Here is a 23,766-nt window from a genome sequence, read left to right as displayed (position 1 = left end):
ACCCTGTGACCCGGTTACGGTCGGGCGTCATCGTCTCGGTGATCGTCCTGCTGGCCTCGCTCATCGCCGCCCCCGCGTACGCGCTGGACGGCGTCTATCACCATCCGACCGGCATCGACGACCTCTACTCCGCCGAGCCGACCGAGCGCTCCCCCCGCGACCCCATGGCGGGAGAGAGCGTCCAGATCAACGCCACGACCTGGCCGATCGAGCCCGGCCAGACCGTCTGGGTCACGTGGACGAAGAACGGGGTGAACCAGACCCCCGTCGGCGCCGCCTGGAACCACAACAGCGGCAACAACAGCTACTGGCGGATCGGCCTCGGCCCGTTCGCCAGGGGCGACCAGATCACCTACACCGTCAACGCGGACGTGAACGGGGGCGGGCAGAAGAGCACCGGCCCGTTCTCGTTCACGGTCACCTCGTGGAGCACGGTCACGAACGTGACCTCCTTCACCAACAACGGCACCTCCGTGGACGTCACGACCGGCGACAGCGCGGGCTCCTTCACGCCGAAGATCCGCTTCGCCTTCCCCGCGCTCGACCGCTTCAGGACCCAGATCGCGCCCACCGGCCAGGGGCTGAACATCTCCGGCGCCACCGGCTACACCGTGACGGACTCGGCGAGCACGCTCACGATCTCCACGAGCTCCCTGGTGCTGAAGATCCAGAAGTCCCCCTACCGGCTGTCGGTCTACAAGGGCGACGGCACGACGCTGATCACCAGGCAGGACGCGTCCAACAACATCCGCTGGGCCGGCGACGGCGCCACCACCGTCACCAAGATCGAGGACAACTACCTGTCCCCCGCCGGAGAGCGGTTCGAGGGATACGGCGAGCGCTACGACCGGCTCGACCAGCGCGGCACCCAGGTGCACAACTACGTCTACAACCAGTACCGCGACCAGGGCGCGACCCGCCGTACCTACCTGTCGGTCCCGTTCTTCACGAACTCGGCCGGTTACGGCATCTACCTGCCGAGCACGCGCTACGCGCTGTTCACCCCCGGCGACCGGGCCGGCTTCGCCGTCGACACCGGCGGGGCGCTGAACTCCACGCTCGACTACCACTTCTTCGCCGGCACCCCCGCGAAGATCGTCGACGACTACACCGCCGTCACGGGCAGGCCGCAGCTGCCGCCCAAGTGGGCCTTCGGCGTGTGGATGTCGGCCAACGAATGGAACACCCAGGCGGAGGTCTCCGCCGAGCTGGCCAACGCGACCACGCACAAGATCCCGCACACCGCGATGGTGCTGGAGCAGTGGAGCGACGAGGCCACCTTCTACGTCTGGCACGGCGCCACCTACACCCCCACGCCCGGCAGCGGCAAGCTGGCGTACTCCAACCTGACCTTCCCCGCCGGTACGGCATGGCAGAACCCGAAGGCCATGGTCGCCGACGCGCACAGCAAGGGGATCAAGATGATCCTCTGGCAGATCCCGGTGCTGAAGGAGAACTTCGACAGCAACCCGCCGACCGCCCCCCAGCAGCACCTCAACGACAAGGCGTACGCCGAGGCGCAGGGCTACGTCGCCAAGAACCCGGCCAACGGGCCCTACCGGATCCCGACCGGCCAGTGGTTCGGCGACAGCATGGTCCCCGACTTCACCAGCGCGGCGGCAACCGCCTGGTGGATGAGCAAGCGCGACTACCTCATGGACGAGGTCGGCATCGACGGCTTCAAGACCGACGGCAGCGAGGCGATCTTCGGCAGGGGCGTGAAGTTCGCCGACGGCCGCAAGGGCGACGAGATGCACAACGCCTACCCCAACAGCTACACCAAGGCCTACAACACCTACGTCAAGGGCAAGAACGCGCAGAACACGATCTTCAGCAGGGCCGGCACGTCGGGCGCGCAGACGACCTCGATCTTCTGGGCGGGCGACCAGAACTCCAGCTTCTCCGCCTTCCAGGAGGCCGTGCGGGCGCAGCTGTCGGCGGGCCAGTCGGGCGTGCCGTTCACCGCGTGGGACCTGGCCGGGTTCACCGGCGACTTCCCCGGCGCCGAGCTGTACCTGCGCTCGGCCGCGCAGGCGACGTTCTCGCCGATCATGCAGTACCACTCGGAGAAGGCCAACCCCTCGGCCTCCGAGGCGCGCACGCCGTGGAACGTGCAGGCGCGCACGGGCAACACCTCGGTGGTGCCCGCGTTCAGGAAGTTCGCCAACGTCAGGATGAACCTGATCCCCTACCTCTACACCGAGGCCAAGGCGAGCTCCACCACGGGCGTGCCGATGATGCGGGCGATGAGCTTCGCCTTCCCGGGCGACGCCGCGGCGGCCGCCCTCGACCAGCAGTACCTGTTCGGCTCGCAGCTGCTGGTGGCGCCGATCACCACGCAGGGCGCCACGTCCAAGAACGTCTACCTGCCCGCGGGCGAGTGGTACGACCTGTGGAACGGCGGGCGCTTCACCGGGCCCGGCACGAAGACCTACAACGCGGGGCTCGACACGATCCCCGTCTACGCGAAGCCGGGCGCGATCATCCCGCTCAACCTCAACGCCGACTATCAGCTCGGCGGTGAGATCGGCAACAGCGTCACGGCCTACACCAACCTGACTTTCCGGATCTATCCGGCGGGCAACACCTCCTACGCCTACTTCGAGGACTCGGCGGGCGCCAGCCGTACCGTGAGCTCGGCGGAGAACTGGGGGGCGCACCAGGTGGCGGTGACCGTCCCGGCGCTGACGACGACGGCGACGCTGCAGGTGGCCTCCACCAAGCCCACCTCGGTGACCGGGGCCACGGCGCGGGCCACGCTCGCCGACCTGAAGGCCGCCGCCGAGGGCTGGTGGTGGGACCCCGCGCAGCAGCTCACCCACGTGAAGCTGGCGAGCGCGGCGGCCAACAGGACCGTCACGCTCAACGGCGTGGACAAGGCCGCCTACGAGGCCGAGTTCGCGGCGGGGACCGGCACCTCGACCAACACCGACCACCCCGGCTACACCGGCACCGGCTTCGTCGACGGCTTCTCGGCCGCGGGTGACGCCGTCACCTTCCAGGTCAAGGCGGACGCCGCGGGCAGCCACCAGCTGAAGTTCCGTTACGCCAACGGGGTGGCCGCCGCCGCCTCGGCCACGATCCAGGTGGACGGCGTCACCGCGGGCACCCTCTCGATGCCCTCGACGTCGAAATGGGACACCTGGGGTACCGCCTCCCTCGGCACGTCGCTGACCTCGGGGGCGCACACAGTGAAGATCATTTATGGCAGCGGCGGCGTCAACCTCGACAACCTGGTGGTGGCCCGGCCATGAGACGTGCGTTCGTGATGCTCATCGCGCTGGTCATCCCCCTGCTGGTCGCGCTGCCCGCGCAGGCGGCCGTGCAGCGGGTGCAGTTCACCAGCGGCTCGACCTACCTGATCGCGGAGTTCCTCGACGACGACCTGGTCCACTTCGAGCTGGCCAACGGCACCAGCCCGGGCACGGGCGCGGCGCTGTTCACCACGCCTCAGGTCGCCAAGAAGGACTACACCGGCCCGACCAGCTTCAACCAGTCGGGCAACACGCTGACCACCGCCTCGATGAAGGTCGAGGTCACCGCCGGCACGCTGTGCGTGAAGGTCTCCGACCCCACGCGGCTGCTGTACGAGGCCTGCCCCCGCAACCTCTCGCAGGCGTGGAAGGGCCTGACGATCACCAAGGGCTCGATCCAGAACGCCTACGGCCTCGGCGAGCAGTTCTTCATGGGCGGCAGCGCCGACGGCGACTGGGTAGGGCGCACCCGTACCCCCGGCGGCCAGTACGGCAACGCCATGGCCTACGACACCGACAACGGCCCCGTCGGCAACGCGCAGATCCCGATCCTGTTCGCCGTCGGCGCCGCCAACCTCAACTACGGTTTCTTCCTCGACCAGGTCTACAAGCAGGAGTGGAACCTCACGGGCGACCCCTGGACCGTGGACACCTGGGGCGACCAGCTCCGGTGGTACACGATGACCGGCCCCGACCTGCCCGACCTGCGCAAGGACTACCTGGAGCTGACCGGCAGACCTCCCGTGCCGCCGAAGAAGGCGTTCGGGATGTGGGTGTCGGAGTTCGGCTACGACAACTGGGCCGAGATCGACAACCGGCTGTCGGGCCTGCGCACGGCGAAGTTCCCCGTCGACGGTTTCGTGCTCGACCTGCCGTGGTTCGGCGGGGTGACGGCGGGCTCTGACAACACACGTATGGGCTCGCTGTTATGGGACACCGCCGCCTTCCCCAACCCCTCGACCAAGATCGCCTCCCTCTCCTCGAACGAGGGGGTGGGGCTGATGACGATCGAGGAGTCCTACATCGGCAAGAACCGGCCCGAACACGCCGACCTGGCCTCGCGCGGCTACCTCAACAGGGCGGGCTGCTCCACCTGCCCGCCCGTCTACCTGACCACCAACGACTGGTGGGGCCGCGGCGGCATGATCGACTGGACGCAGGACGCCGCGGGCGACTACTGGCACGCCACCAAGCGCAAGCCCCTGTCCGACCAGGGCGTCCTGGGCCACTGGCTCGACCTGGGCGAGCCCGAGATGTACGACGGCTCCGACTGGACCGCGGGCGTGCTGCCCGGCAAGCACGCCCACGCCGACTACCACAACGTCTACAACCTCAAGTGGGCGGAGAGCATCGCCCGCGGCTACGCCTCGGGCACCAAGCGGCCGTTCATGCTGGCCCGCTCGGGCGCGGGCGGCATCCAGCGGCACGGCGTGGCGATGTGGTCGGCCGACATCGGCTCCAAGCTGACGGCGCTGGCCCAGCAGCAGAACGTCCAGATGCACATGTCGATGTCCGGCGTCGACTACTTCGGCTCCGACATCGGCGGCTTCCGCCGCGAGATGCTCAATTCCGACCTGGACGAGCTCTACACGCAGTGGTTCGCCGACGGCGCCTGGTTCGAGGTGCCGATCAGGCCGCACACCGAGAACCTGTGCAACTGCGCGCAGACCTCGCCCGACAAGATCGGCCACACCGCGAGCAACCTGGCCAACCTGCGGCAGCGCTACGAGCTGACGCCGTACTACTACTCGCTGGCGCACCGGGCGCACCGGTTCGGCGAGCCCGTGGTGCCGCCGCTGGCGTACTACTATCAGAACGACCTGAACGTACGCGAGATGGGACACGAGAAGCTCGTCGGCAAGGACCTGCTGGTAGGCGTGGTGGCGGGAGCGGGTGAGCGCAAGCGGAACATGTACCTGCCCGCGGGCACCTGGTTCGACTACGCCACCAACGAGAAGCTCACCAGCACCGGACAGTGGTTCAACGACAGGCCGCTGTGGGTGAACGGCTCCTACCGGCTGCCCGCCTTCGCGAAGGCCGGGGCGATCATCCCCAAGATGTTCGTGGACGACAAGACCATGAACGTGCTGGGCAAGCGGACCGACGCGTCCACCAGGAACGAGCTGGTGGCCAGGGTGTACGCCGACCCCGCCGCCTCCAGCTTCACCCTGTACGAGGACGACGGCGCCTCCACCGGGTACCAGGGCGGCGCCGTCCGGACGACCCTGCTCAGCCAGCAGCTCAGCGGGTCGACGGCCACGGTCACCGTCGCGGCCTCCGGCGGCACCTACACCGGCGCGCCCGCCAGCCGCGCCAACGTGGTCGAGCTGGTGGCGGAGACGCAGGCCTCCGCCGTGACGCTGAACGGCTCCCCGCTCACCCAGCACGCGACCAAGGCGGCCTTCGACGCCGCGGCCAGCGGCTGGTACAACGCGGGCGGCAACCTGATCGTGGCCAAGTCGGCCGCCCTCGGGGTGGGCACGGCCAAGACGTTCGCCTTCACGCTCGGGCAGGCGCCGGTGTCGGTGACCTTCTCCTGCGCGAACGGCACGACCACGGCGGGACAGTCCATCTACGCGGTGGGCAGCGTGCCGCAGCTGGGCGGCTGGTCGGTGGCCAGCGCGGTCAAGCTGTCGCCGACCGCCTACCCGACGTGGACGGGGACGATCGGGAAGCTGCCGCCGAACACCACGGTCGAGTGGAAGTGCGTCAAGCGGAAGGAGGCGAACTTCCCCGACACGGCAGACGCGTGGCAGCCGGGCGCCAACAGCACCTTCACCACCCCGGCGTCAGGCAACGGCGGCACCACGACCGGCTCCTTCTGACCCCTCGATCCGGGACGCCCTCCGCGCGGAGGGCGTCCCGGCCTGACGCTTGAGGGGATCATCCCGCCTGCGTCACCACCTCCCTCGGCTGGAGGGGATCCCCGGCTTCAGGAACCCCGTAATCCCCGCAGGCGTCACCCCACGACTTGGGGCACTCCGACTTGTGCTCGCTATGAAAGGGTTCGCCCCAAGCGCCCAGATATGTCCAGGCGACCGGGGCCATATCCGCTCGTTCGTTTGCCGCACCCGCCGGGACCTGCGGTGTTAGCCTCGACAGGTGCTCGGCTCGGGGACCACGCTCAACGATCGCTACCGCCTCACCACCAGACTGGGTGGTGGCGGCATGGGCGAGGTCTGGCGCGCCGACGACGCGGTGCTCGGCCGCGCCGTCGCGGTGAAGGTCCTCCTTCCCGCCCTCATGGAGGACCCGCGCTTCGCCCAGCGCTTCCAGAACGAGGCCAGGGCGATGGCCACGCTCGCCCACCCCGGCGTGGTCGACGTCTACGACTGCGGCACCTGCGAACTCGGCGACGGGCGCAGGGTCAGCTTCCTGGTGATGGAGTTCATCGACGGCGAGTCGCTCGACCGGCTGCTGCGCCGCTCCGCGCTGACGTCCGAGGAGACGATGCGCCTGGTGGCCGAGGTCGCCGACGCGCTGGCCGCCGCGCACGAGCACGGCATCGTGCACCGCGACGTCAAGCCGGCCAACCTCATGATCCGGCCCGACGGCAGCGTCACGCTCACCGACTTCGGCATCGCGCACTCGGCCTCGGGCGGCCAGCTGACCGCCACGGGCACCGTGCTGTGCTCGGCCGGATACTGCGCGCCCGAGCAGGCCTCAGCGGGCACGATCACGCCCGCGGTCGACATCTACGCGCTGGGCGTGGTCGCCTACCAGTGCCTCACCGGCAAACTGCCCTTCGACGGCGAGACTCCCGTCCAGATCATCTTCAAGCATCTCAGGGCACCGGTGCCGCCGCTGCCCGACGACGTGCCTCCCGGCCCGCGCGTGCTGGTGGGCAGGGCCCTGGAGAAGGACCCTGAACGGCGCTGGCCCTCGGCGTCCGACATGGCCGCCGCCGCCCGGCACGCCGCCGCCCATCCGCACGCGAGCATCTGGTCCTCGGCCACGCCCCCGTCCACCGCCGACCCGAGCCGGTCCCCAGACGGATCAGGCCGGGCCGCACACGCCCCGGGCGCGTCTTCAGGCATGCCAGGCCAGGCGTCAGCCGTCGCGGGCGGGCCCTCAGGCACAGCCGGCCAGGCCTCAGCCGTCGGGGGCGGGTCCTCGGGCACGCCCGGCCGGACCTTCGCCGAGTCAGGTGGATCCGCTGCGCCCCATGACGGGTCCACGGCCAGCCATGGCCGGCCCTCAGGGGCACCGCCGTCCGCGGAGTCCGGTGTGACCGTCGGGGCAGGTGCACGGCACGAAGGCGCGGGGCCCGTCACGGCGCTCGCTCGGGCTGAGCGCGGCGGTCGCAGGCGGGCTCTCGTCATGGCGGCCGCGACGATGGCCGCCCTGATCGCCACGCTGGCCGCCGTCGGGTGGACGTGGTTCAGGGACCCCGAACCGCTCGAGGGCGTACGGCCGGACCAGCAGGTGCCCCTGCCGGTGGTGGGGCGCACCGCCGAGGTAAGGCTGCCGGTCAAGCAGGACCAGGTCAGGCCGCCGACCTCGACCGCCAGGGACGGCAAGGTCGCGCCCAGCCCGACCATCCCGACCGCGGTGCCGACGACTCCCCGGCCGAGCGCTCCCGTCACGCCGCCGGCCTCGCCGCCCCAGGAGCCCACCAAGGAACCCACGCCCGAGCCCTCCCCCGAGCCGACCACGCAGCCGAGCCCCCAGGAGCCGACCACCGCGCCGACGAGCGCCCCGCCCACGCCCGATCCGCAGACCGGCACGGGAGAGATCCAGTGCATCAGGGCGCCCTGCCCGTGACGAGGTGGCGCTGCCGAGAATGTCGATAGCCGTCTTCCGGGTCAGCCCGGCGGGAGGGCGACCGCCGCCTGCACGGACAGTCCTGCGAAGGCCGACCGCCGTCCGAGCGGGCATCCCTGCGGGAAGGTGGTCCTGCCCCACACCCCGCGTGGGGGGAGCCGGGGACGAATCGGCGACTTCGAGCAGGTCATGAGAGAGTTGATCGCGTGGAAACGACTCGTGATCTGCTCATCGCGCTGGCCCGCCGCTACGCGTTCGCCGATCTCGGTGCGCTGGCCCCCACCGAGGAGATCGCCGAGGTCTGCGAGTTCGGACAGCGGCTGCTGTCGCTGGACGCCGAGGACTTCGCGGTCGGGGCGCCTGCCGTACCAAGCGACCTGAGGCGCAGGGCGCGCGACTGCCATATGCCGCAGACGCCGCGCGAGCAACCACGCGGCGCCCTCGAGTCACTGCGGCCCGCGTACGCCCTGCTGCTGGAGGTCATCGCGATCAGGTGGTTCCGCCGCGAGCTGAGCCCGATGATCGCCGCGGTGCACATCGCGAGCGAGTATCTGCCGCTGCTGGCCTTCGAGCCGCAGCTGGGGCACGCGGGCGACCCGGCCCGCTGGCCCGAGGGGCTGAGCGCGCCGGGCAGCAGGTTCGGCGTGATCGGCGACAGGGAGTGCGACCACACCAAGTCGGAGCAGTCGGCCACCAACCGCACGCTTCGCGTCGCCACGGAGCCGCCCGAGGGCTGGCGCGCCTACTTCGACAGGCAGCACAGCCAGGTCGCGGGCGCGCTGGCCGTGTGCGTGGCCACCTGCCGCAACCCCTGCACGGCGATGGATTGGATCGATCCGAAGGAGCGCGAGGACCTGCACGTGCGAGCCCGCACCGCGCTGGCGTTCGCGGAGACCCCGCTCGTACGGCTGCGCCACGCCGCCCCCGTGGGCCACGGTTTCGGCGTGCCCTCCCCCGAGGAGGTGCTCGACGCGTGGGAGCGCAGCCGGTTGGCGCTGGACAAGAACGAGGTCGGCGCCCAGGCCATGGTCGACGACGGCTACCCGATCCCCGGGCTGGCCTCGCTGGTCTCGGCCGTCGCGGGTGTGCGGGTCGAGCCGTCCACCCTGCTGCACGACGTGAGCGCCCACGTCGCGGGCCTGCTCGCCGAATAGCGCCGAGTAGAGCGCACCTGGTCGCCGAACAGGGCGCCCACGTGCCCGCCGAACAGGGGTGCGCACGTGGCCGCCGAATAAGGACGAGCACGTCGAGCGGGCCGTCTGGCATCATCTCCCACCATGTGGACCTTCTCCTCGGACTTCGCGGAGTACGCCAAGCACGCCGAAGCCTTCCTGTGTCAGCGGCCCGCCGCCAACACGGTCGCGCTGACGCTCCTGGCGAGTCTGCGCTCCGGCATGCCGTGTGCCGACGACTCCTACTTCGGCTGGTGGACGGAGAACGGCCAGGTCTGCGGCGCGGTGTTCCGCACTCCTCCCCGCCCGCTCTATCTCGCGGACGTGCCGCCGTCCGCGCTCGTCCCCCTGGCCGAGGCACTGCGCGAGCGCGGCACCGACGTGCCCGTGGTCTCGGGCCCGGTCGAGCTCGGCGAAGCCTTCCTGACCGCGTGGGGCGCCACCTCGTCCGAGCGCAGGCCCGAACGCCTCTACCGGCTCGGCACGCTGGCCGTACCCGAGGTGCCCGGCGCCGGGCGCCGCGCGGACTTGAGCGACTTCCCCCTGGTCATGAGCTGGTTCCAGGCCTTCGCCGACGAGGTGGGCATGAACGGCGGCGGCGACCTGGCCGAGCTGACCCAGCGACGCATCTCCCACGGTGACGTCCAGCTCTGGGTGGACGGCGACGCGCCGGTCTCCGTGGCCGGCGTCTCCGCCGAGGCGGCGGGGATGTGCAGGATCGGCCCCGTCTACACGCCGCCCTCGTGCCGGCGCAGGGGCTACGGCGCGGCCGTCACCGCCTATGCCAGCCAGGTGGCGCTGACCGAACGCTGCCAGGAGGTGGTGCTGTTCACCGACCTGAACAACCCCACCAGCAACGCCATCTACCAGTCGATCGGCTACGAACCCGTGTCCGACTACGCCCACATCGCGCTCGAACCCGTACCCTAGGGCCATGCCGCGCTACGACTTCCGCTGCCGCGCCTGCGGATCCACCTTCGAGGTCACCCGTCCGATGGCGGCCTCGGGCGACCCCGCCGCCTGCCCCGAGGGGCACACCGACACGGTCAAGCTGCTGTCGACCGTCGCCATGACCGGCAACGCCGGCGCTCCTGCGGGCGGCAGCGGTGGAGGCTGCTGCGGCGGCGGCTGCTGCTCCTAGCCGGCCCCACGACCACCCCACCCGCGCGACCAACCGGTCCCCGCGGCCACCCCACCCCGCGCGGCTAGCCGGTCCCCGTGGCCACCCCGCCTGGCGACTGGTTCGCTCCACGGCTAGCAGTATTGACCACGAACGTTGTCAGCGGTGGGCCTTGATCAATAGAGCGGCCTCCGCTGTGGTGTCGGTGTCGAATCTTCACCACACGGAGGCCTCATGTCCTACCGTGAACGCCCGGGTGGTCCGTCCTTGTGGCTAGCCGTCCTGCGAGGTCAGGCCGGTGACGCGGTTCTGGTGAAGGCGCGTACGGCTGTCCTCGCCACGCGTTCGACCATCGAGACGCCCGCGCTCATCGCCTGGCTGCGCTCCGACAGCACCGCGACCAGGAGCTCGTGCCCCGGCAGCGCGAGCCGTCCCACGCTGTTGATCGTCCACAGCCCGCCGTGCTCGGCCGCGGGCAGCCAGCCGTTCTTCAGCGCGACCCGCCCGCCGGGCGCCGCCGCGCTGACGCCCCAGGCCTGGCTCTTGTCGACGGACGACATCAGTTGGAGCGCGTAGCGCCGGTTGCGCGGGGAGACGGGGCCGTCGGGGTCGGTCAGCCTGTCGAGCACCTCGACCTGGTCCGATGGCCTGCTCCTGCTCAGTCCCCAGTACAGGCCGGGCCCCGGCCAGGTGTGCGCGATGCCCTGCTCGCGGAGGGTGTCGCTGAACCCCCGATTCCCACCGATGGCGGTGTAGAGCCGGTGCGCGCTGTAGTTGTCGCTCTGCCTGATCATCTGGTCGGCCAGCTGGCGCTCACCCGCTGTCAGGCGGCGGTGCTCCCGCTGGACCTGCAGCAGCAGGGCGAGCAGGATGTCCACCTTCGCCACGCTGGCCAGCATGAAGGGCGACCTCTCGCGGAAGGCGTAGCGCATCGAGGTGGTCCGGTCGTAGACGGCCACGGCGAACCGTCCGGGCTGGCGGTGGAGATAGGCGGCCAGCGAGCGGTCCAGGCCGCGCCGTACGGAGGCGGGCAGCTGCCCCTCCGCGGCGGGATCCACGAGGGCACCGGCCTGCAGCATGTGGGTGACGTGGAACCTCACCTGGTCACGAATCGCCTGCTCAGGACCCGCCAGATCAGGGCCCACCTGGCCAAGGGTCGCTGGACCGGAGGCCGCTCGACCACGGGCCACCTGACCACGGGCCACCTGGCCAAGGGCCGCTGGACCGGGGGCCGCTCGACCAGGGGCCGCCTGACCAGGAGCCATTTGACCGTTGGCCACCGACGAGGTGGCGGCGTGGCTGGGCGATGGTGCGCCGGCCGCCTGGCTGCAGGCGCACGTGACGATCGCCATCACGGCGACGAGCGAGATCCCCCGAAGACGCATGAAGCGGAGCCTGCCACTCGCCCGGCAAGCCAAAAGGCTGACGAAGGTCAAGCGTCCCTCAGTATTTGACCCGCGAGCCCCGAGCCCTCTGGCCCCGGGAGAGGAGACCGGACGGCACCAGGAACCCAGGGCACAAGAGAACCCGAGCTGAGGGAATCCGAGGGCTGAGGGAAACCCGAGGGCAGGAAAACCCCAAGCCGCAATGAGCACTCAGCACCCGGCGCCCGCCTATGGCCGGTTCGAGCGAAGAGCGACCGCGGGCGCGGCCCGGCGTAGCAAGGCCGCCCCCGCAGAGCAAGCCCCGGCCCAGGAACGGCGGTGAGCTGACGCAGCCGGTCACGTGCGCCGGAGAGATCAGCTCGCACCGCCACGAAGAGCCTCGGCGAGCTGACGCAGCCAGCCGTGCGAGCCAGAGAGACCAGCTCGCACCACCTCGAACAGCACACGGCGGCCTGACGCAGGCCGCCGCGCGGGCCGGGAAGACCGGCTCGTCACCGCGAAGGAGAGAGTCAGGCGGCGTTTCTGCGTTGGAACGGTAGGAATCGGTCGGCCAGGTGGGGACGGGCGGGGGTCAGCGTCGGCTCCACCGCGATGACGCGGTCGAACCTGAACGCCCTGATCGCGCGGCGCATCCTGCACACGCCCACGAGGTACCAGAACTCTCTGTGGACGAGGCAGGTCACCGGGTCGACGTCGCGGATCGTGACGTTGCCCGAGGCGTCGCGGTAGTGGATGCGGACCACGAGTCGGCTGGTGATGGCGTCGGCGATGACCCTGGCCCTGGAGGCCACCTCCACGGGCAGCGGGTCGGTGAGGGTCGCGAGCGTGGTGGCGATGACGTCGTCGTCGAGCTCCAGATGCTCGAAGGCGTGGCGCAGGCCGCGCCGTGCGGTGACGGCCTGCGGCCCCGCGCCCAGGTGCGCGAGGGAGAGGGCGAGGGCGGCGATCTCGGCGGTCGTCAGGGGTCGCGTGGAGGACTTCACGACTGTCGTCATACCCATAGAGTACGGGTCGGCACCGACAATTTTCGAAAGCCTGTACGGCTATCGGCGGGATTTCAGCGCCTCGGCCAGAGCAGCCATCGCGGGTATCGCAGCGGTGAACGACTCGCGCTGCGCAGGGGGTCAGGTCCGCCAGGGCAGCGGCGAATATCTCGGCCCACGCCTCCTCGATCAGCGCCATGCCGTGCAGCGCGTTGACCGTCGGCTCCAGCCGTACCGACCTGCGGTCGGCGGGGTCGGCCACCGCGCTGGCGATCGGACGCGTGCCGTACGCGGCGGGCGCCGGCTCGGCGGTGCTCGGCACCCTCCAGCACGCGCTCGCGGCGGTCGTCGCGCCGCTGGTCGGGCTGGGCGGCGACCACGACGCGGTGGCGATGGCCGTGGGCATGGCGCTGCTGTCGGCGATGGCGCTCGCCTCGCTCGCCCTCACCAGGTGGCGCAGCCGCGACCTGGTCACCGCCTGAGAGTCTCCGAGCACGACGACGGCCCGCGTCCCCGGCGAACCGGTGGCGCGGGCCGTACGAACGGTGCCGTCAGCGGGCGAGCTGGGACAGGTCCCTGGAGGCGCCCGTGGAGGCCGAGGTGGTCATCGCGGCGTAGGCCTGCAGGGCCACGCTCACCTGGCGCTGGCGGTCGCGCGGACGGTAACCGCCCAGGTCGGCCAGCAGCTTCTCGCGCCGCACGGCCAGCTCCTCGTCGGGCACCCGCAGCTCCAGCAGCCGGTTCGGGATGTCGATCTCGATGAGGTCGCCGTCCTCCACCAGCGCGATCGCGCCGCCCTCGGCCGCCTCGGGCGAGGCGTGGCCGATGGACAGGCCCGAGGTGCCGCCGGAGAAGCGGCCGTCGGTGACCAGCGCGCAGGCCTTGCCGAGCCCCTTGCCCTTGAGGAAGGAGGTCGGGTAGAGCATCTCCTGCATGCCGGGACCGCCCTTGGGGCCCTCGTAGCGGATGACGACGACGTCGCCCTCCTTGACCCGGCCGGCCAGGATGCCCTCGACGGCGTCCTCCTGCGACTCGAAGACCACGGCGGGCCCGGAGAACTTCCAGATCGACTCGTCGACACCGGCGGTCTTCACCACCGCGCCGTCGCGCGAGATGTTGCCGTAGAGAACGGCCAGCCCGCCGTCCTTGCTGTAGGCGTGCTCGCGGTCGCGGATGCAGCCCTCGGCGCGGTCGAGGTCGAGGTCGTCCCAGCGGTTGTCCTGGGAGTAGGGCCGCACCGTACGGACGTTGCCGGGCGCGGCGTGCCAGAGCTCCACGGCCTCGGGCAGCACGGTCGGCGAGGCGGGGTCCCATGCGGCGATGACCTCGCCGAGGGTGCCGCCGTTGACCGTGGGGACGTCGCGGTGCAGCAGCCCCGCCCTGTCGAGCTGGCCCAGGATGCCTGGGATGCCGCCGGCGCGGTGCACGTCCTCGATGTGGTACTTGTTCGTCGCCGGAGCGACCTTGCACAGGCAGGGCACCCGCAGCGAGATCTCGTTGATCTCCTTGAGGCCGAAGTCGACCTCGGCCTCGCGGGCGGCCGCCAGGATGTGCAGGATCGTGTTGGTGGAGCCGCCCATAGCCACGTCGAGCGCCATCGCGTTCTCGAAGGAGTGCTTGGAGGCGATCGAGCGCGGCAGCACCGACTCGTCGTCGTCCTCGTAGTAGCGCTTGGCGATGTCGACCACGCGGCTGCCCGCGTCCTCGAACAGCTTCTTGCGCGCCTTGTGCGTGGCCAGGATCGTGCCGTTGCCCGGCAGCGCCAGGCCGATCGCCTCGGCCAGGCAGTTCATGGAGTTGGCGGTGAACATGCCAGAGCACGACCCGCAGGTCGGGCAGGCGTTCTCCTCCATCTCGAGGAGCTCCTCGTCGGTGACGGAGGCGTCGGCCGCGGCGACCATCGGGTCGACGAGGTCGAGCTTGCGGCCGGGCGTCTTGCCGGCCTCCATGGGGCCGCCCGAGACGAAGACGGTCGGGATGTTCAGCCTGAAGGCGGCCAGGAGCATGCCGGGGGTGATCTTGTCGCAGTTGGAGATGCAGATCAGGGCGTCGGCGCAGTGCGCGTTCACCATGTACTCGACCGCGTCGGCGATCAGCTCGCGACTGGGCAGCGAGTAGAGCATGCCGCCGTGGCCCATCGCGATGCCGTCGTCGACGGCGATCGTGTTGAACTCGCGCGGGATCGCCCCCGCCTCCCTGATGGCGCCTGCGACCAGGTCGCCGACCTCGCGCAGGTGCACGTGGCCAGGCACGAACTGGGTGAAGCTGTTGGCCACGGCGATGATGGGCTTGCCGAAGTCGCTCCCGGCTACACCGGTCGCCCGGAGCAGGGCCCGGGCGCCGACCATGTTCCTGCCGTGCGTGACCGTACGAGACCTGAGGGCGGGCATTGGTGCGTCTCCCATCGATAGCGAGTCATCACATGGTACCGACCATCGCTCGCTAACTGAGACGCGTGTCCAGCCATCGGACGCCCCGGATCACCCCTCGCCGTAGCGCGGGGGCAGCACCTGACTGGCGATCTCGTAGAGCCTGTCGATCTCGGCGTCGGTGAGCGCCCGCTCGCGCTTGGTGATCCACTTACGGGCCCTGGCGCCCTCGTAGACGTCCACGTCGCGGATCGTCATGATCTTCCAGGGGACCGGCGGGCCGTAGATCGCCAGCGACGCCACGACGGTGATCTCGCGGCCGTAGGCCTTGCTGATCAGCTCGCTCGCCTGGGTCGCCTCCCAGCGGGCCTCGGTCAGCCTGGGCTTCATGTCGAAGGGGCCGTGGAAGAGCTTCTTGCCCATCTGTACGCGCACCGGCAGCCGCTTGTCCCACTTCTCCGAGTCGACCGCGTAGACGCCCGTGGGGCCGATCACCAGATGGTCGATCTGCGCCTCGCTGCCGGGGATCGCCCTGGCGTGGAGCGTGCGGTAGCCGCTGCGTTCGAGCCGCTTCAGCTGCGCCTCGGTCTTGCGCTCGGCCACGGACGAGCGGCGCCACGCGGGCACGCTCGAGTTGGACTTGGCGCGGTAGACCGTGTCGGCGATCGCCGCCACCACGGCGGCGCTGATGCCCACGCGCGGGTCGCCGACGAGGAAGCCCACCACGATGCCCGCCGCGACGGCGATGAGCACGCGGACGCGAAGATGGCGGTATCGGGGTTGCTGGAGCAGGCTGCGCAGGGAAGCGCGTTCGACGGGCGCGTACGTTGACGTGGGTGCTGTGTGCTTGGCGCCGGCGCTCTTCTCCTCGGCGGGCCTGTCACTCACCCAGATCGGTGACGTATTGTTACCGTCTTCTCGCTGCTTAGCGGAGTCCACGCTACAAACGGTAGCCGAGGCCCACGCCGGTTCCTACTGTTGATCCGTGCATAGTTTTATGGCGCAGGTCACCGCGTAGGTTGCCCCGTTTCCGGGTATCTAGTTCTTTTCTTCTCTAGACAACTCGGCCTACTCTGCGGTTCGTGGCGCACATCCATGATCTCACCGCACTTGAGCAGGCGGAAGCCGTCAGGCGCCGGGAAATCTCACCTGTTGAGATCACCCGGCACTATCTCGACCGCGTCGAACGGATCGACCCACAGGTGGGTGCCTTCGTCACGGTCACCGCGGAGCGGGCGCTGGCGCAGGCGCGCGACCTTACCGAGCCCAGCGGCCCCCTGTACGGCGTGCCGATCCCGATCAAGGACCTCAACCTGGTCAAGGACGTGCCGATCAGCTTCGGCTCGGCCACCTACGCCGACTTCGTCGCGCCCGTCGACGACACGGTCGTGGAGCGGTTGCGGGAGGCCGGCACGGTGATGCTCGGCAAGACGGCCACCCCCGAGTTCGGCCTGCCCTGCTACACCGAGACGTCGGTGTCGCCGCCGAGCCGTACGCCGTGGGACCTCACCCGCTCGGCGGGCGGGTCGAGCGGGGGCGCGGCGGCCGCCGTGGCGGCCGGGCTCGCGCCCGCGGCCCAGGGCAGCGACGGCGCGGGCTCCATCAGGATCCCCTCCTCCGTCTGCGGCCTGTTCGGCATCAAGCCGACCAGGGGCCGCGTGAGCTTCGCGCCGATCATCCCCGACCTGGCCGGACTGTCGACCAACGGCCCGATCGCCAGGACCGTCGCCGACGCCGCGGCACTGCTCGACGTGATGGCCCACAACAATCCCGGCGACCTCTACCTCGCGCCCCCGCACGAGGGCACGTTCCTCGCGTGCGCCACGAGGGAGCCGGGCCGCCTGCGCATCGCGCGCTACGCCGAGCCCGTGGTGCCGGGCACCCAGGTCCACCCCGACGTGCTGACCGCCTACGAGGCGGCGTCCAAGACGCTGGAGCGGCTGGGCCACGAGGTCGTCGACATCGACCCGCCGTACGGCCCCGACCTGGTGCCGCAGTTCGTGACCATGTGGTTCGCCTTCGCCTGCGTGCACCCCGTGGCCCTCGACAGGCAGCACCTGCTGCGGCCGCTCACCGCCTGGCTGCGCGAGCGCGGCTTCGCCACCCCGGCGCCCGCGTTCCTGCAGGCGCAGTCGTCGTTGCAGCTGGCCACGCGGCTGGCGCTGATGGTGACCGACGCCTACGACGCCGTGCTCACCCCGACGGTCACCGAGCCGCCGCGGCCCGTCGGCTGGTTCGAGGAGGGCGGCGATCCCGAGCAGACCTTCGAGCGGATGAAGCGGTTCGCCGCCTTCCCCGCGATCTACAACGTGAGCGGACAGCCCGCGGTCAACCTCCCGCTGCACTGGAACGCCGAGGGCCTGCCGATCGGCGTCATGCTGGCGGGGCGCGTCGGCGGCGAGGGCACGCTGATCTCGCTGTCGGCGCAGGTCGAGGCGGCCAGGGGCGGATTCTGGGGTGACCGGAGGCCGCCGGTCTGGTGAGGGGTCTGGCCTGGGCGTCCTCACGGGATTACGGTCATGGTGTGGACAGCGCGCTGGAGATCCTCGGCTTCCTCATCGGCACCTCGACAGGGCTGTTCCTGCTGATCAGCCTGGTCGTCCTGCTGCCCGGCGCGGGCAGGGGCAGGCAGGCGCCCTCCGACGTCGTGTGGCTGGGCGGCCCTAGCCACAGCGAGCACGGCGTCAGCACCGCGGGCCTGGTGCTGGCCGGTCGCAGGGCGCACTGGGCGCCGACCCCGGAGGTCGACTGGCCGGCCGAGGCCGAGACCGCCGAGCCCGGCAGGAACCTCGGCGGCGCCTCGGCGGGGTGGTGACGGCGATGCGCGCGCTCACCCCGGCCCAGGCCGACGACGTCCGCGCGGCGCTGACGGCCGCCGAGCAGCGCAGCGGCCTGCGGTTCAGCACCTTTCTCGGCCCGCCGGCGGGCGCCCGCCGGCACTTCGCCGAACGGCTGCACGCCGCCCTGGGCGAGGAGTCGCCCGACGCGGTGCTCGTCTTCATCGACGTCGAGGGCCGCGCGCTGGAGATCGTCACGGGAGAGAACGCGCGGCGCCGCCTGCCCGACGGGGCGTGCCGGCTGACGGCGATGTCCATGGCCACCGCCTTCAGCGCGGGAGACCTGGCCGGCGGCCTGCTCTACGGGATCAACGCTCTCGCGGAGCAGGCCGCACGCCGCTAGGCCGCCGTCTCCGACAGGTAGGGCGCCCACTGGGGATCGCCGACGAGCTGGGCGCCGATGAGCCGCCAGTGGGCGCCCCTCGGCACCGCGGGGGCGACGCGCAGCGTCCACCCCAGCTCCTCCAGGAACTTGTCGGCCTTCCTGTGGTTGCACGGCATGCACGAGGCCACGCAGTTCTCCCACGTGTGCGTGCCGCCCCGCGAACGGGGGACGACGTGGTCGATCGTCTCGGCCCGCTGCCCGCAGTAGGCGCAGCGGAAGTCGTCGCGGCGCATCAGCGCGGCGCGCGTCAGAGGGATGCGAGACCGGTAGGGGATACGGACATATCTTCGGAGCCTGATCACCGACGGCACGTCGACCGTGCAGGTCGCGGAGCGCAGCACCGCTCCCCTGCCGTCACGGTGGACGACGTCGGCCTTCTCCCTGAGCACGAGCACGACGGCCCGGTGCAGTGAAAGCGTGGTCAGTGGCTCATAGGTGGCGTTGAGCAGGAGTACTTGGCGCATCAGGGGGCCACCCCCCGACGCACGGGTATCAGAGGGGCCAGCGCCCCTGTTGGCGGTCCCTCCTGGGACCCGGTTGCTTCCGTCACGTGGACCTCCGCCGGACGGTCCAACGGATGGTCACCACGGCACCGTCCTTTACCAAGTCTGGCGTCTCTCACGTGTCCCCCGCCACCCAATAGAGATGACCAGAGGGACACACGATGTCATTTATGCCCGCCACACTCGGCCTTTACGCGTCCCCGGTAAGGTTCAGACATGTACCCAGCCGCACGCCGAGACGAGATCGTCGAGAACCTGCACGGCACCCCCGTGCCCGACCCCTACCGCTGGCTCGAGGGCCCCGACGAGCCCGAGGTGAAGGGCTGGCTGCTGGCTCAGGAAGAGCTGTTCAGGGCCCAGGCCGAGCCCGTCCGGTTCAAGGAGCGCATCGCCGAGCTGCTGCGCTCCGGCTCGGTCGGCGTTCCCGTCTGGCGGGGCGAGCGGCACTTCTTCTCCCGGCGCACCCCCGACCAGGAGCACGCGGTCTACTACGTGGTGGAGGCCGACGGCACCGAGCGGGCGCTCATCGACCCGATGGCGATCGACCCCTCGGGGCTGACCACGCTCGACGCCGTACAGCCCGACAAGGAGGGGCGCCTGCTGGCGTACCAGATCTCGGTCGGCGGCGACGAGGAGTCCTCGCTCTACGTCATGGACGTGAGCACGGGCGCCAGGGTCGAGGGCCCGATCGACAGGTGCCGCTACTCCCCCGTGGCGTGGCTGCCGGGCGGCGAGGCGTTCTACTACGTGCGCCGCCTGCCGAGCACCGAGGTGCCCGAGGGCGAGTCGCAGTTCCACCGCCGCGTCTACCTGCACCGCGTCGGCACCTCCACCGAGGACGACGTGATGATCTTCGGCGACGGGCTGAAGATGACCAACTACTACGGCGTGTCGGTCTCCCGCGACGGCCGCTGGCTGCAGGTCTCCGCCTCCGAGGGCACCGCGCCGCGCAACGACCTGTGGCTGGCCGACCTGTCCTCCTCCCCCGCCGAGCGGCCCGAGCTGACCGTGGTCCAGGAGGGCGTCGACGCCCAGACGGGGCTGGTCTTCGGCCGCGACGGGCGCATCTACGTGCACACCGACCGCGACGCGCCGCGCGCGAGGGTCTGCGTCGCCGACCCCGCCGACCCCTCCGTGTGGACCGACCTGATCCCCGAGGACCCCGAGGCGGTGCTGACCGACTTCGCCATCCTCGACGACCTCGACCGGCCGGTCATGCTGGTCGGCTGGACCCGCCACGCGCTGAGCGAGATCAGCCTCCACTCCCTCGAGACGGGCGAGCGGATCGGCGCGGTGCCCACGCCGGGCCTCGGCACGATCGGCGGGATCTCCGAGCGGCCCGAGGGCGGCTACGAGGCGTGGTTCGGCTACACCGACAACACCACGCCGCCGACCATCCAGCGCTACGACGCCCGCACCGGCGAGACCTCCCTGTGGGCGGCCTCCCCCGGCGCGGTCGAGGTGCCTGACGTCCGCACCGAGCAGGTCACCTACCTGTCCAAGGACGGCACGCAGGTGCGCATGCTGGTGATCTCGCCGGTCTCCGGCGAGGGGCCGCGGCCCACCATCCTGAACGGCTACGGCGGCTTCGGCATCTCCATGACGCCCGGCTACTCCGCCTCCATCCTCGCGTGGGTCGAGGCGGGCGGCGTCTACGCGATCGCGGGCCTGCGCGGCGGCGGCGAGGAAGGCGAGGACTGGCACCGCGCCGGCATGCTCGGCAACAAGCAGAACGTCTTCGACGACTTCCACGCCGCGGCCGAGCACCTCATCGCCACCGGCGTCACCACCTCCGCCCAGCTGGCCATCTCGGGCGGCTCCAACGGCGGCCTGCTGGTCGGCGCGGCGCTCACCCAGCGGCCCGAGCTCTACGCGGCCGTCGCCTGCTCGGCGCCGCTGCTCGACATGGTCCGCTACGAGCTGTTCGGGCTCGGCGCCACGTGGAACGTCGAGTACGGCTCGGCCGAGGACCCATCGGAGTTCCCGTGGCTGTGGGCCTACTCGCCCTATCACCAGGTGCGTGAGGGCGTGTCCTACCCCGCGACGCTGTTCACCGTCTTCCAGTCCGACACGCGGGTGCATCCGCTGCACGCGTGGAAGATGTGCGCCGCGCTGCAGCACGCCACCGCGGGGTCCGCGCCGATCCTGCTGCGCAACGAGGGAGAGGTCGGTCACGGCGCCCGCTCGGTCAGCCGCACCGTCGACCTGGCCGCCGACCAGCTCACCTTCCTGGCCAAGCACACCGGTCTGTGAGCACCCGCGTCGCCGCTTACGCCCTGTGCGTCGAGGACGATCGCATCCTCCTCGCGCACTGGGCGGACGGCGAGCCCGCCCACTGGGGCCTGCCCGGCGGCGGCCTGGAGTTCGGCGAGGACCCGCTCGACGCCCTCCATCGCGAGGTCGAGGAGGAGACAGGCCACACCGTCGAGGTGGAACGCCTGCTCGGCATCGTCACGGCGCGACACGAGCGGCTGCACGCGATCAAAGTGATCTACAAGGCTCGCGTGACGGGCGGCACGCTTCGCGACGAGGTGGGGGGCTCGACCGACACGGCCGCGTGGATCCCTCTGGCCGAGCTTCCCTCCCTGCCCAGGGTGGAGTTCGTGGACCGCGCTCTCGATCTCGACGACCTGCGGCCGCCGTCCGGCCGGCTCGTCACCGGGATGCGCCGGGGTGGGCTGACGTTCGCCGAGATCCACGGACGCTGACGGGTATCGTCTGCGGTATGGGCCTGACCATGGCCGAGGGCGTGCCCCGGGCTGCCCTGCGGCCCTACGTCACCCGGTTGTGCGCCTACCAGGAGCGCTACGACCGCCCGCTGACGCGCACCGAGCCCGCGGTCCCCGGTGCGGTGCTCATCCTCGCCTTCGGCGCGCCCATGGAGGTCGGCGGCGCGCGCCTCACCTCCTTCACCGGCGGTCTCGGCGACCGCGCCACGGTGACCAGGGTCGCCGCGCCCACCGAGGGCGTCGAGGTGCTGCTCACCCCCTTCGGCGCCCGCCGCCTGTTCGGTGTCCCGATGCGCGAGCTGACCAACCTGGTGCTGCCCGTGGACGACCTGCTGCCCGGCTGGGGCCGTACGGCCGGCGAGCGGCTCGCCGGGCTCACCTCGTCCGCCGCGCGCCTGGCGCTGGCCGAGTCGCTGCTGGCCGCCCGCATCCTGGCCGCTCCGCCGCCCGACCCGCCCGTCCGGTGGGCATGGGACCGCCTGGTCGCCTCGTGCGGCTCCGTCAGCGTGGCGTCGCTGGCCCGCTCCCTCGGCTGGAGCCACCGCCACCTCGTCGCCCGCTTCCACGACCAGGTCGGGCTGACCCCGAAGGCGTCGGCCAGGGTGATCCGCTTCGACCGCGCCATGAGCCTGCTGCGCGAGGGACTCCCGCTGTCCGAGGTCGCCGCCTCGTGCGGCTTCTACGACCAGCCGCACATGAACAGGGAGTTCCGCGCCATGGCGGGCGCCCCGCCCGGTCAGATTTTTCCAAGACCCCAGGTCGGCGCGGGCGCAGACTTGGGGTCATGAAACGAACCGTCTTCGCGCTGGCCCGCTACCAGGACGTCCCCGCGGCCGCCGACTTCCTCAGCTCCGCCTTCGGCTTCGTCCCGCACGAGGTGTCGAAGAACCACGCCGAGATGCTGGTCGGCGACGACATGATCATGCTCGGCGAGGGGGAGCCCGGCGGCCCCGGCATCTACGTCGCCGTGGACGATCCCGACGCCCACCACGACCGCGCGCTGGCCGCGGGCGCCACGATCACGATGGAATTGACGGAGCAGCCGTACGGCTCCCGTGAGTACGCCTGCAAGGACCCCGAGGGCAACTCCTGGTTCTTCGGCACCTACCGCCCGTCCTGAGGCGTCTCGAACACCGTGCTCGCCCGCGGGAGGCTGACCGCGCCGTTCGACCCGCTCGGGCTCCAGGCGAACGCGAACGTCGACTCGGGCAGGATCAGCCCTACCAGGCGGATCTCGTCCCGGTACAGGTCGAGCCGTTCGATGGTGGAGCGCGAGGCGGGCCCCGCCACGGGGACGAGCGTGTAGTCGTCGAAGTTGCGCATCAGGAAGGTGAAGTCGGTGGTCCTGGCCGAGGCGTGCCAGGCGTAGGCGTCGTGCGTGCCGGCCAGCTGGCGGTGGGTGTAGGAGACCTCGGCCTGCTGGCCGGGGTGCAGGACCAGCGAGCAGCAGATGTCGAACTTGAGGGAGATCTTGTGGTGCGGGCTCTCGGCGAGCTCCACGTTCCTGATCTCGGGTTCGAGCTTCATCCAGTCCTGCCCCTCCAGCTTGACCTCCAGCTGGGGCGCGATCATCTCCCAGATCCAGGCCATGCGGTCGTCCGTGGTGAGGGTCCTGGCGCGGTAGCGGCCGGCGAGCTCCGTCTCGTCGGGCACCAGGGCGAAGAACGAGTGGATCGTGCCGTCGCCGTTGATCGGCACCGCTCCCCTGGAACGGTTGACGGCCGTCTGGTACGAGCAGCGCGCCTGTAGGTTGAGGACCGTGGGCGACAGCGGGAAGTGCCGGCCGTCGAAGCTCTCGGGCGTGGGCTCGAGATGCGGCTCGAGCTCCACCCGGTAGCGGCTGCGCGAGGGCGCGCGCAGCGTGGTCATGAGCCAGTCGACCGCGTCGTCGACGCCGGGATCGTTGCGGAACCTCGCCTTGGCCGCCAGCTTCATCTGCTGGGTCAGCGCGTCGCCGCTCAGCTTCTTGAGGAAGTCGGGGCTGGAGGTGAGTGAGGTGACGACCTCCTCCTTCGCCCAGCGCTTGAGGTTGATCGTCTCCAGGATGAGCGCGATCGCCCCCACCTCGAAGAGGGTCTCTCCGGCCAGTTGCAGGTTGGCGAGCAGCGGAGTCTTGCCGCCGAAGGAGAGGAGGAAGATGATGTCGCCGATCAGCACCATAAGAATGCAGAGCGAGACCACATAGTTACGCATCATGGAGCGATAAAATCCGTCGGCCACGGACACCTCACTCTTCAAGAATGCCTAAACAGTACCCGTTATCAT

The 23,766-nt window shown here is 70.7% G+C and carries 20 protein-coding genes; 14 read left to right on the top strand and 6 right to left on the bottom strand.

What is annotated here, in order from left to right; all coding sequences use genetic code 11:
* The first annotated feature begins 5 nt into the window (after positions 1 to 5).
* The 6 genes from H4W81_RS02855 to H4W81_RS02830 all read left to right on the top strand — a co-directional run bounded on the left by H4W81_RS02855 (position 6) and on the right by H4W81_RS02830 (position 10,331).
* Complete coding sequence (locus tag H4W81_RS02855; protein WP_192773338.1) at positions 6 to 3,254, top strand: TIM-barrel domain-containing protein; 3,249 nt, start codon at positions 6 to 8, stop codon at positions 3,252 to 3,254.
* On the top strand, positions 3,251 to 6,079 hold the full coding sequence (locus H4W81_RS02850) for a TIM-barrel domain-containing protein (RefSeq protein WP_192773337.1): 2,829 nt from the start codon (positions 3,251 to 3,253) through the stop codon (positions 6,077 to 6,079). Before H4W81_RS02855 ends, H4W81_RS02850 begins: the two co-directional genes overlap by 4 nt.
* Positions 6,080 to 6,356: 277 nt before the next feature.
* Positions 6,357 to 8,018 (top strand): serine/threonine-protein kinase, encoded by a 1,662-nt coding sequence (locus H4W81_RS02845; RefSeq protein WP_192773336.1) that lies wholly within the window; start codon positions 6,357 to 6,359, stop codon positions 8,016 to 8,018.
* Between the two features lie 206 nt (positions 8,019 to 8,224).
* Positions 8,225 to 9,172, top strand: coding sequence for a hypothetical protein (locus H4W81_RS02840; RefSeq protein ID WP_192773335.1), 948 nt, complete (start codon positions 8,225 to 8,227; stop codon positions 9,170 to 9,172).
* Between the two features lie 123 nt (positions 9,173 to 9,295).
* Positions 9,296 to 10,120, top strand: coding sequence for a GNAT family N-acetyltransferase (locus H4W81_RS02835; RefSeq protein WP_192773334.1), 825 nt, complete (start codon positions 9,296 to 9,298; stop codon positions 10,118 to 10,120).
* A 4-nt stretch (positions 10,121 to 10,124) separates the two neighbouring features.
* Positions 10,125 to 10,331 (top strand): FmdB family zinc ribbon protein, encoded by a 207-nt coding sequence (locus tag H4W81_RS02830; RefSeq protein WP_192773333.1) that lies wholly within the window; start codon positions 10,125 to 10,127, stop codon positions 10,329 to 10,331.
* 269 nt (positions 10,332 to 10,600) lie between these two features.
* Here the strand turns inward: H4W81_RS02830 and H4W81_RS02825 are convergent, their stop codons facing one another.
* Together H4W81_RS02825 and H4W81_RS02820 are read right to left on the bottom strand one after the other, a co-directional pair.
* A complete protein-coding gene (locus H4W81_RS02825) occupies positions 10,601 to 11,455 on the bottom strand; it encodes a serine hydrolase (RefSeq protein WP_192773332.1) in 855 nt (284 codons plus the stop codon).
* Positions 11,456 to 12,204: 749 nt separating this feature from the next.
* Entirely contained in the window at positions 12,205 to 12,690 is a 486-nt protein-coding gene (locus tag H4W81_RS02820) for a helix-turn-helix transcriptional regulator (protein ID WP_192773331.1), read from the bottom strand.
* 185 nt (positions 12,691 to 12,875) lie between these two features.
* Between H4W81_RS02820 and H4W81_RS02815 the strand changes: the two genes are divergently transcribed.
* Positions 12,876 to 13,160 (top strand): hypothetical protein, encoded by a 285-nt coding sequence (locus H4W81_RS02815; RefSeq protein ID WP_192773330.1) that lies wholly within the window; start codon positions 12,876 to 12,878, stop codon positions 13,158 to 13,160.
* A 69-nt stretch (positions 13,161 to 13,229) separates the two neighbouring features.
* Here H4W81_RS02815 and ilvD read toward each other — a convergent pair whose 3' ends face one another.
* Together ilvD and H4W81_RS02805 are read right to left on the bottom strand one after the other, a co-directional pair.
* A complete protein-coding gene (gene ilvD / locus H4W81_RS02810) occupies positions 13,230 to 15,068 on the bottom strand; it encodes a dihydroxy-acid dehydratase (protein WP_192773329.1) in 1,839 nt (612 codons plus the stop codon).
* A gap of 90 nt (positions 15,069 to 15,158) precedes the next feature.
* Positions 15,159 to 15,986: a nuclease-related domain-containing protein gene (locus H4W81_RS02805; RefSeq protein WP_192773328.1), complete on the bottom strand. Its 828-nt coding sequence runs from the start codon at positions 15,984 to 15,986 to the stop codon at positions 15,159 to 15,161.
* Between the two features lie 143 nt (positions 15,987 to 16,129).
* Here H4W81_RS02805 and H4W81_RS02800 point away from each other — a divergent pair, with 143 nt between their 5' ends.
* From H4W81_RS02800 to H4W81_RS02790, 3 genes are read left to right on the top strand one after another with little or no spacing between them, the layout of a single operon-like run.
* Entirely contained in the window at positions 16,130 to 17,530 is a 1,401-nt protein-coding gene (locus H4W81_RS02800) for an amidase (protein ID WP_192773327.1), read from the top strand.
* A 41-nt stretch (positions 17,531 to 17,571) separates the two neighbouring features.
* On the top strand, positions 17,572 to 17,862 hold the full coding sequence (locus H4W81_RS02795) for a hypothetical protein (RefSeq protein ID WP_192773326.1): 291 nt from the start codon (positions 17,572 to 17,574) through the stop codon (positions 17,860 to 17,862).
* A 5-nt stretch (positions 17,863 to 17,867) separates the two neighbouring features.
* A complete protein-coding gene (locus tag H4W81_RS02790) occupies positions 17,868 to 18,227 on the top strand; it encodes a TPM domain-containing protein (RefSeq protein WP_192773325.1) in 360 nt (119 codons plus the stop codon).
* On the opposite strand, the gene H4W81_RS02785 is transcribed toward H4W81_RS02790, so the two are convergent.
* Positions 18,224 to 18,733 (bottom strand): HNH endonuclease, encoded by a 510-nt coding sequence (locus tag H4W81_RS02785; protein ID WP_183647602.1) that lies wholly within the window; start codon positions 18,731 to 18,733, stop codon positions 18,224 to 18,226. The two genes, H4W81_RS02790 and H4W81_RS02785, sit on opposite strands and share 4 nt — an antisense overlap.
* 255 nt (positions 18,734 to 18,988) lie before the next feature.
* Between H4W81_RS02785 and H4W81_RS02780 the strand changes: the two genes are divergently transcribed.
* The 4 genes from H4W81_RS02780 to H4W81_RS02765 are packed head-to-tail and all read left to right on the top strand — an operon-like array spanning position 18,989 to position 22,621.
* Positions 18,989 to 21,025, top strand: a complete 2,037-nt coding sequence (locus tag H4W81_RS02780; protein ID WP_192773324.1) for a prolyl oligopeptidase family serine peptidase — start codon at positions 18,989 to 18,991, stop codon at positions 21,023 to 21,025.
* Positions 21,022 to 21,480 carry an NUDIX hydrolase gene (locus H4W81_RS02775; RefSeq protein ID WP_192773323.1) on the top strand — a complete coding sequence of 153 codons (459 nt, stop codon included), beginning with the start codon at positions 21,022 to 21,024 and terminating at the stop codon, positions 21,478 to 21,480. The genes H4W81_RS02780 and H4W81_RS02775 overlap by 4 nt, the downstream gene beginning before the upstream one ends.
* 17 nt (positions 21,481 to 21,497) lie before the next feature.
* Positions 21,498 to 22,289 (top strand): helix-turn-helix domain-containing protein, encoded by a 792-nt coding sequence (locus H4W81_RS02770; RefSeq protein ID WP_192773322.1) that lies wholly within the window; start codon positions 21,498 to 21,500, stop codon positions 22,287 to 22,289.
* Entirely contained in the window at positions 22,286 to 22,621 is a 336-nt protein-coding gene (locus tag H4W81_RS02765) for a VOC family protein (protein ID WP_192773321.1), read from the top strand. Before H4W81_RS02770 ends, H4W81_RS02765 begins: the two co-directional genes overlap by 4 nt.
* Here H4W81_RS02765 and H4W81_RS02760 read toward each other — a convergent pair.
* Positions 22,606 to 23,697 carry a hypothetical protein gene (locus H4W81_RS02760; protein WP_192773320.1) on the bottom strand — a complete coding sequence of 364 codons (1,092 nt, stop codon included), beginning with the start codon at positions 23,695 to 23,697 and terminating at the stop codon, positions 22,606 to 22,608. The two genes, H4W81_RS02765 and H4W81_RS02760, sit on opposite strands and share 16 nt — an antisense overlap.
* Positions 23,698 to 23,766 lie beyond the last annotated feature (69 nt).

This window comes from Nonomuraea africana, from assembly GCF_014873535.1.
GTDB classification, from domain to species: domain Bacteria; phylum Actinomycetota; class Actinomycetes; order Streptosporangiales; family Streptosporangiaceae; genus Nonomuraea; species Nonomuraea africana.
The sequence above is the reverse complement of the archived record's forward strand: the minus strand, read 5'-3'. Positions and strand labels throughout refer to the sequence as shown.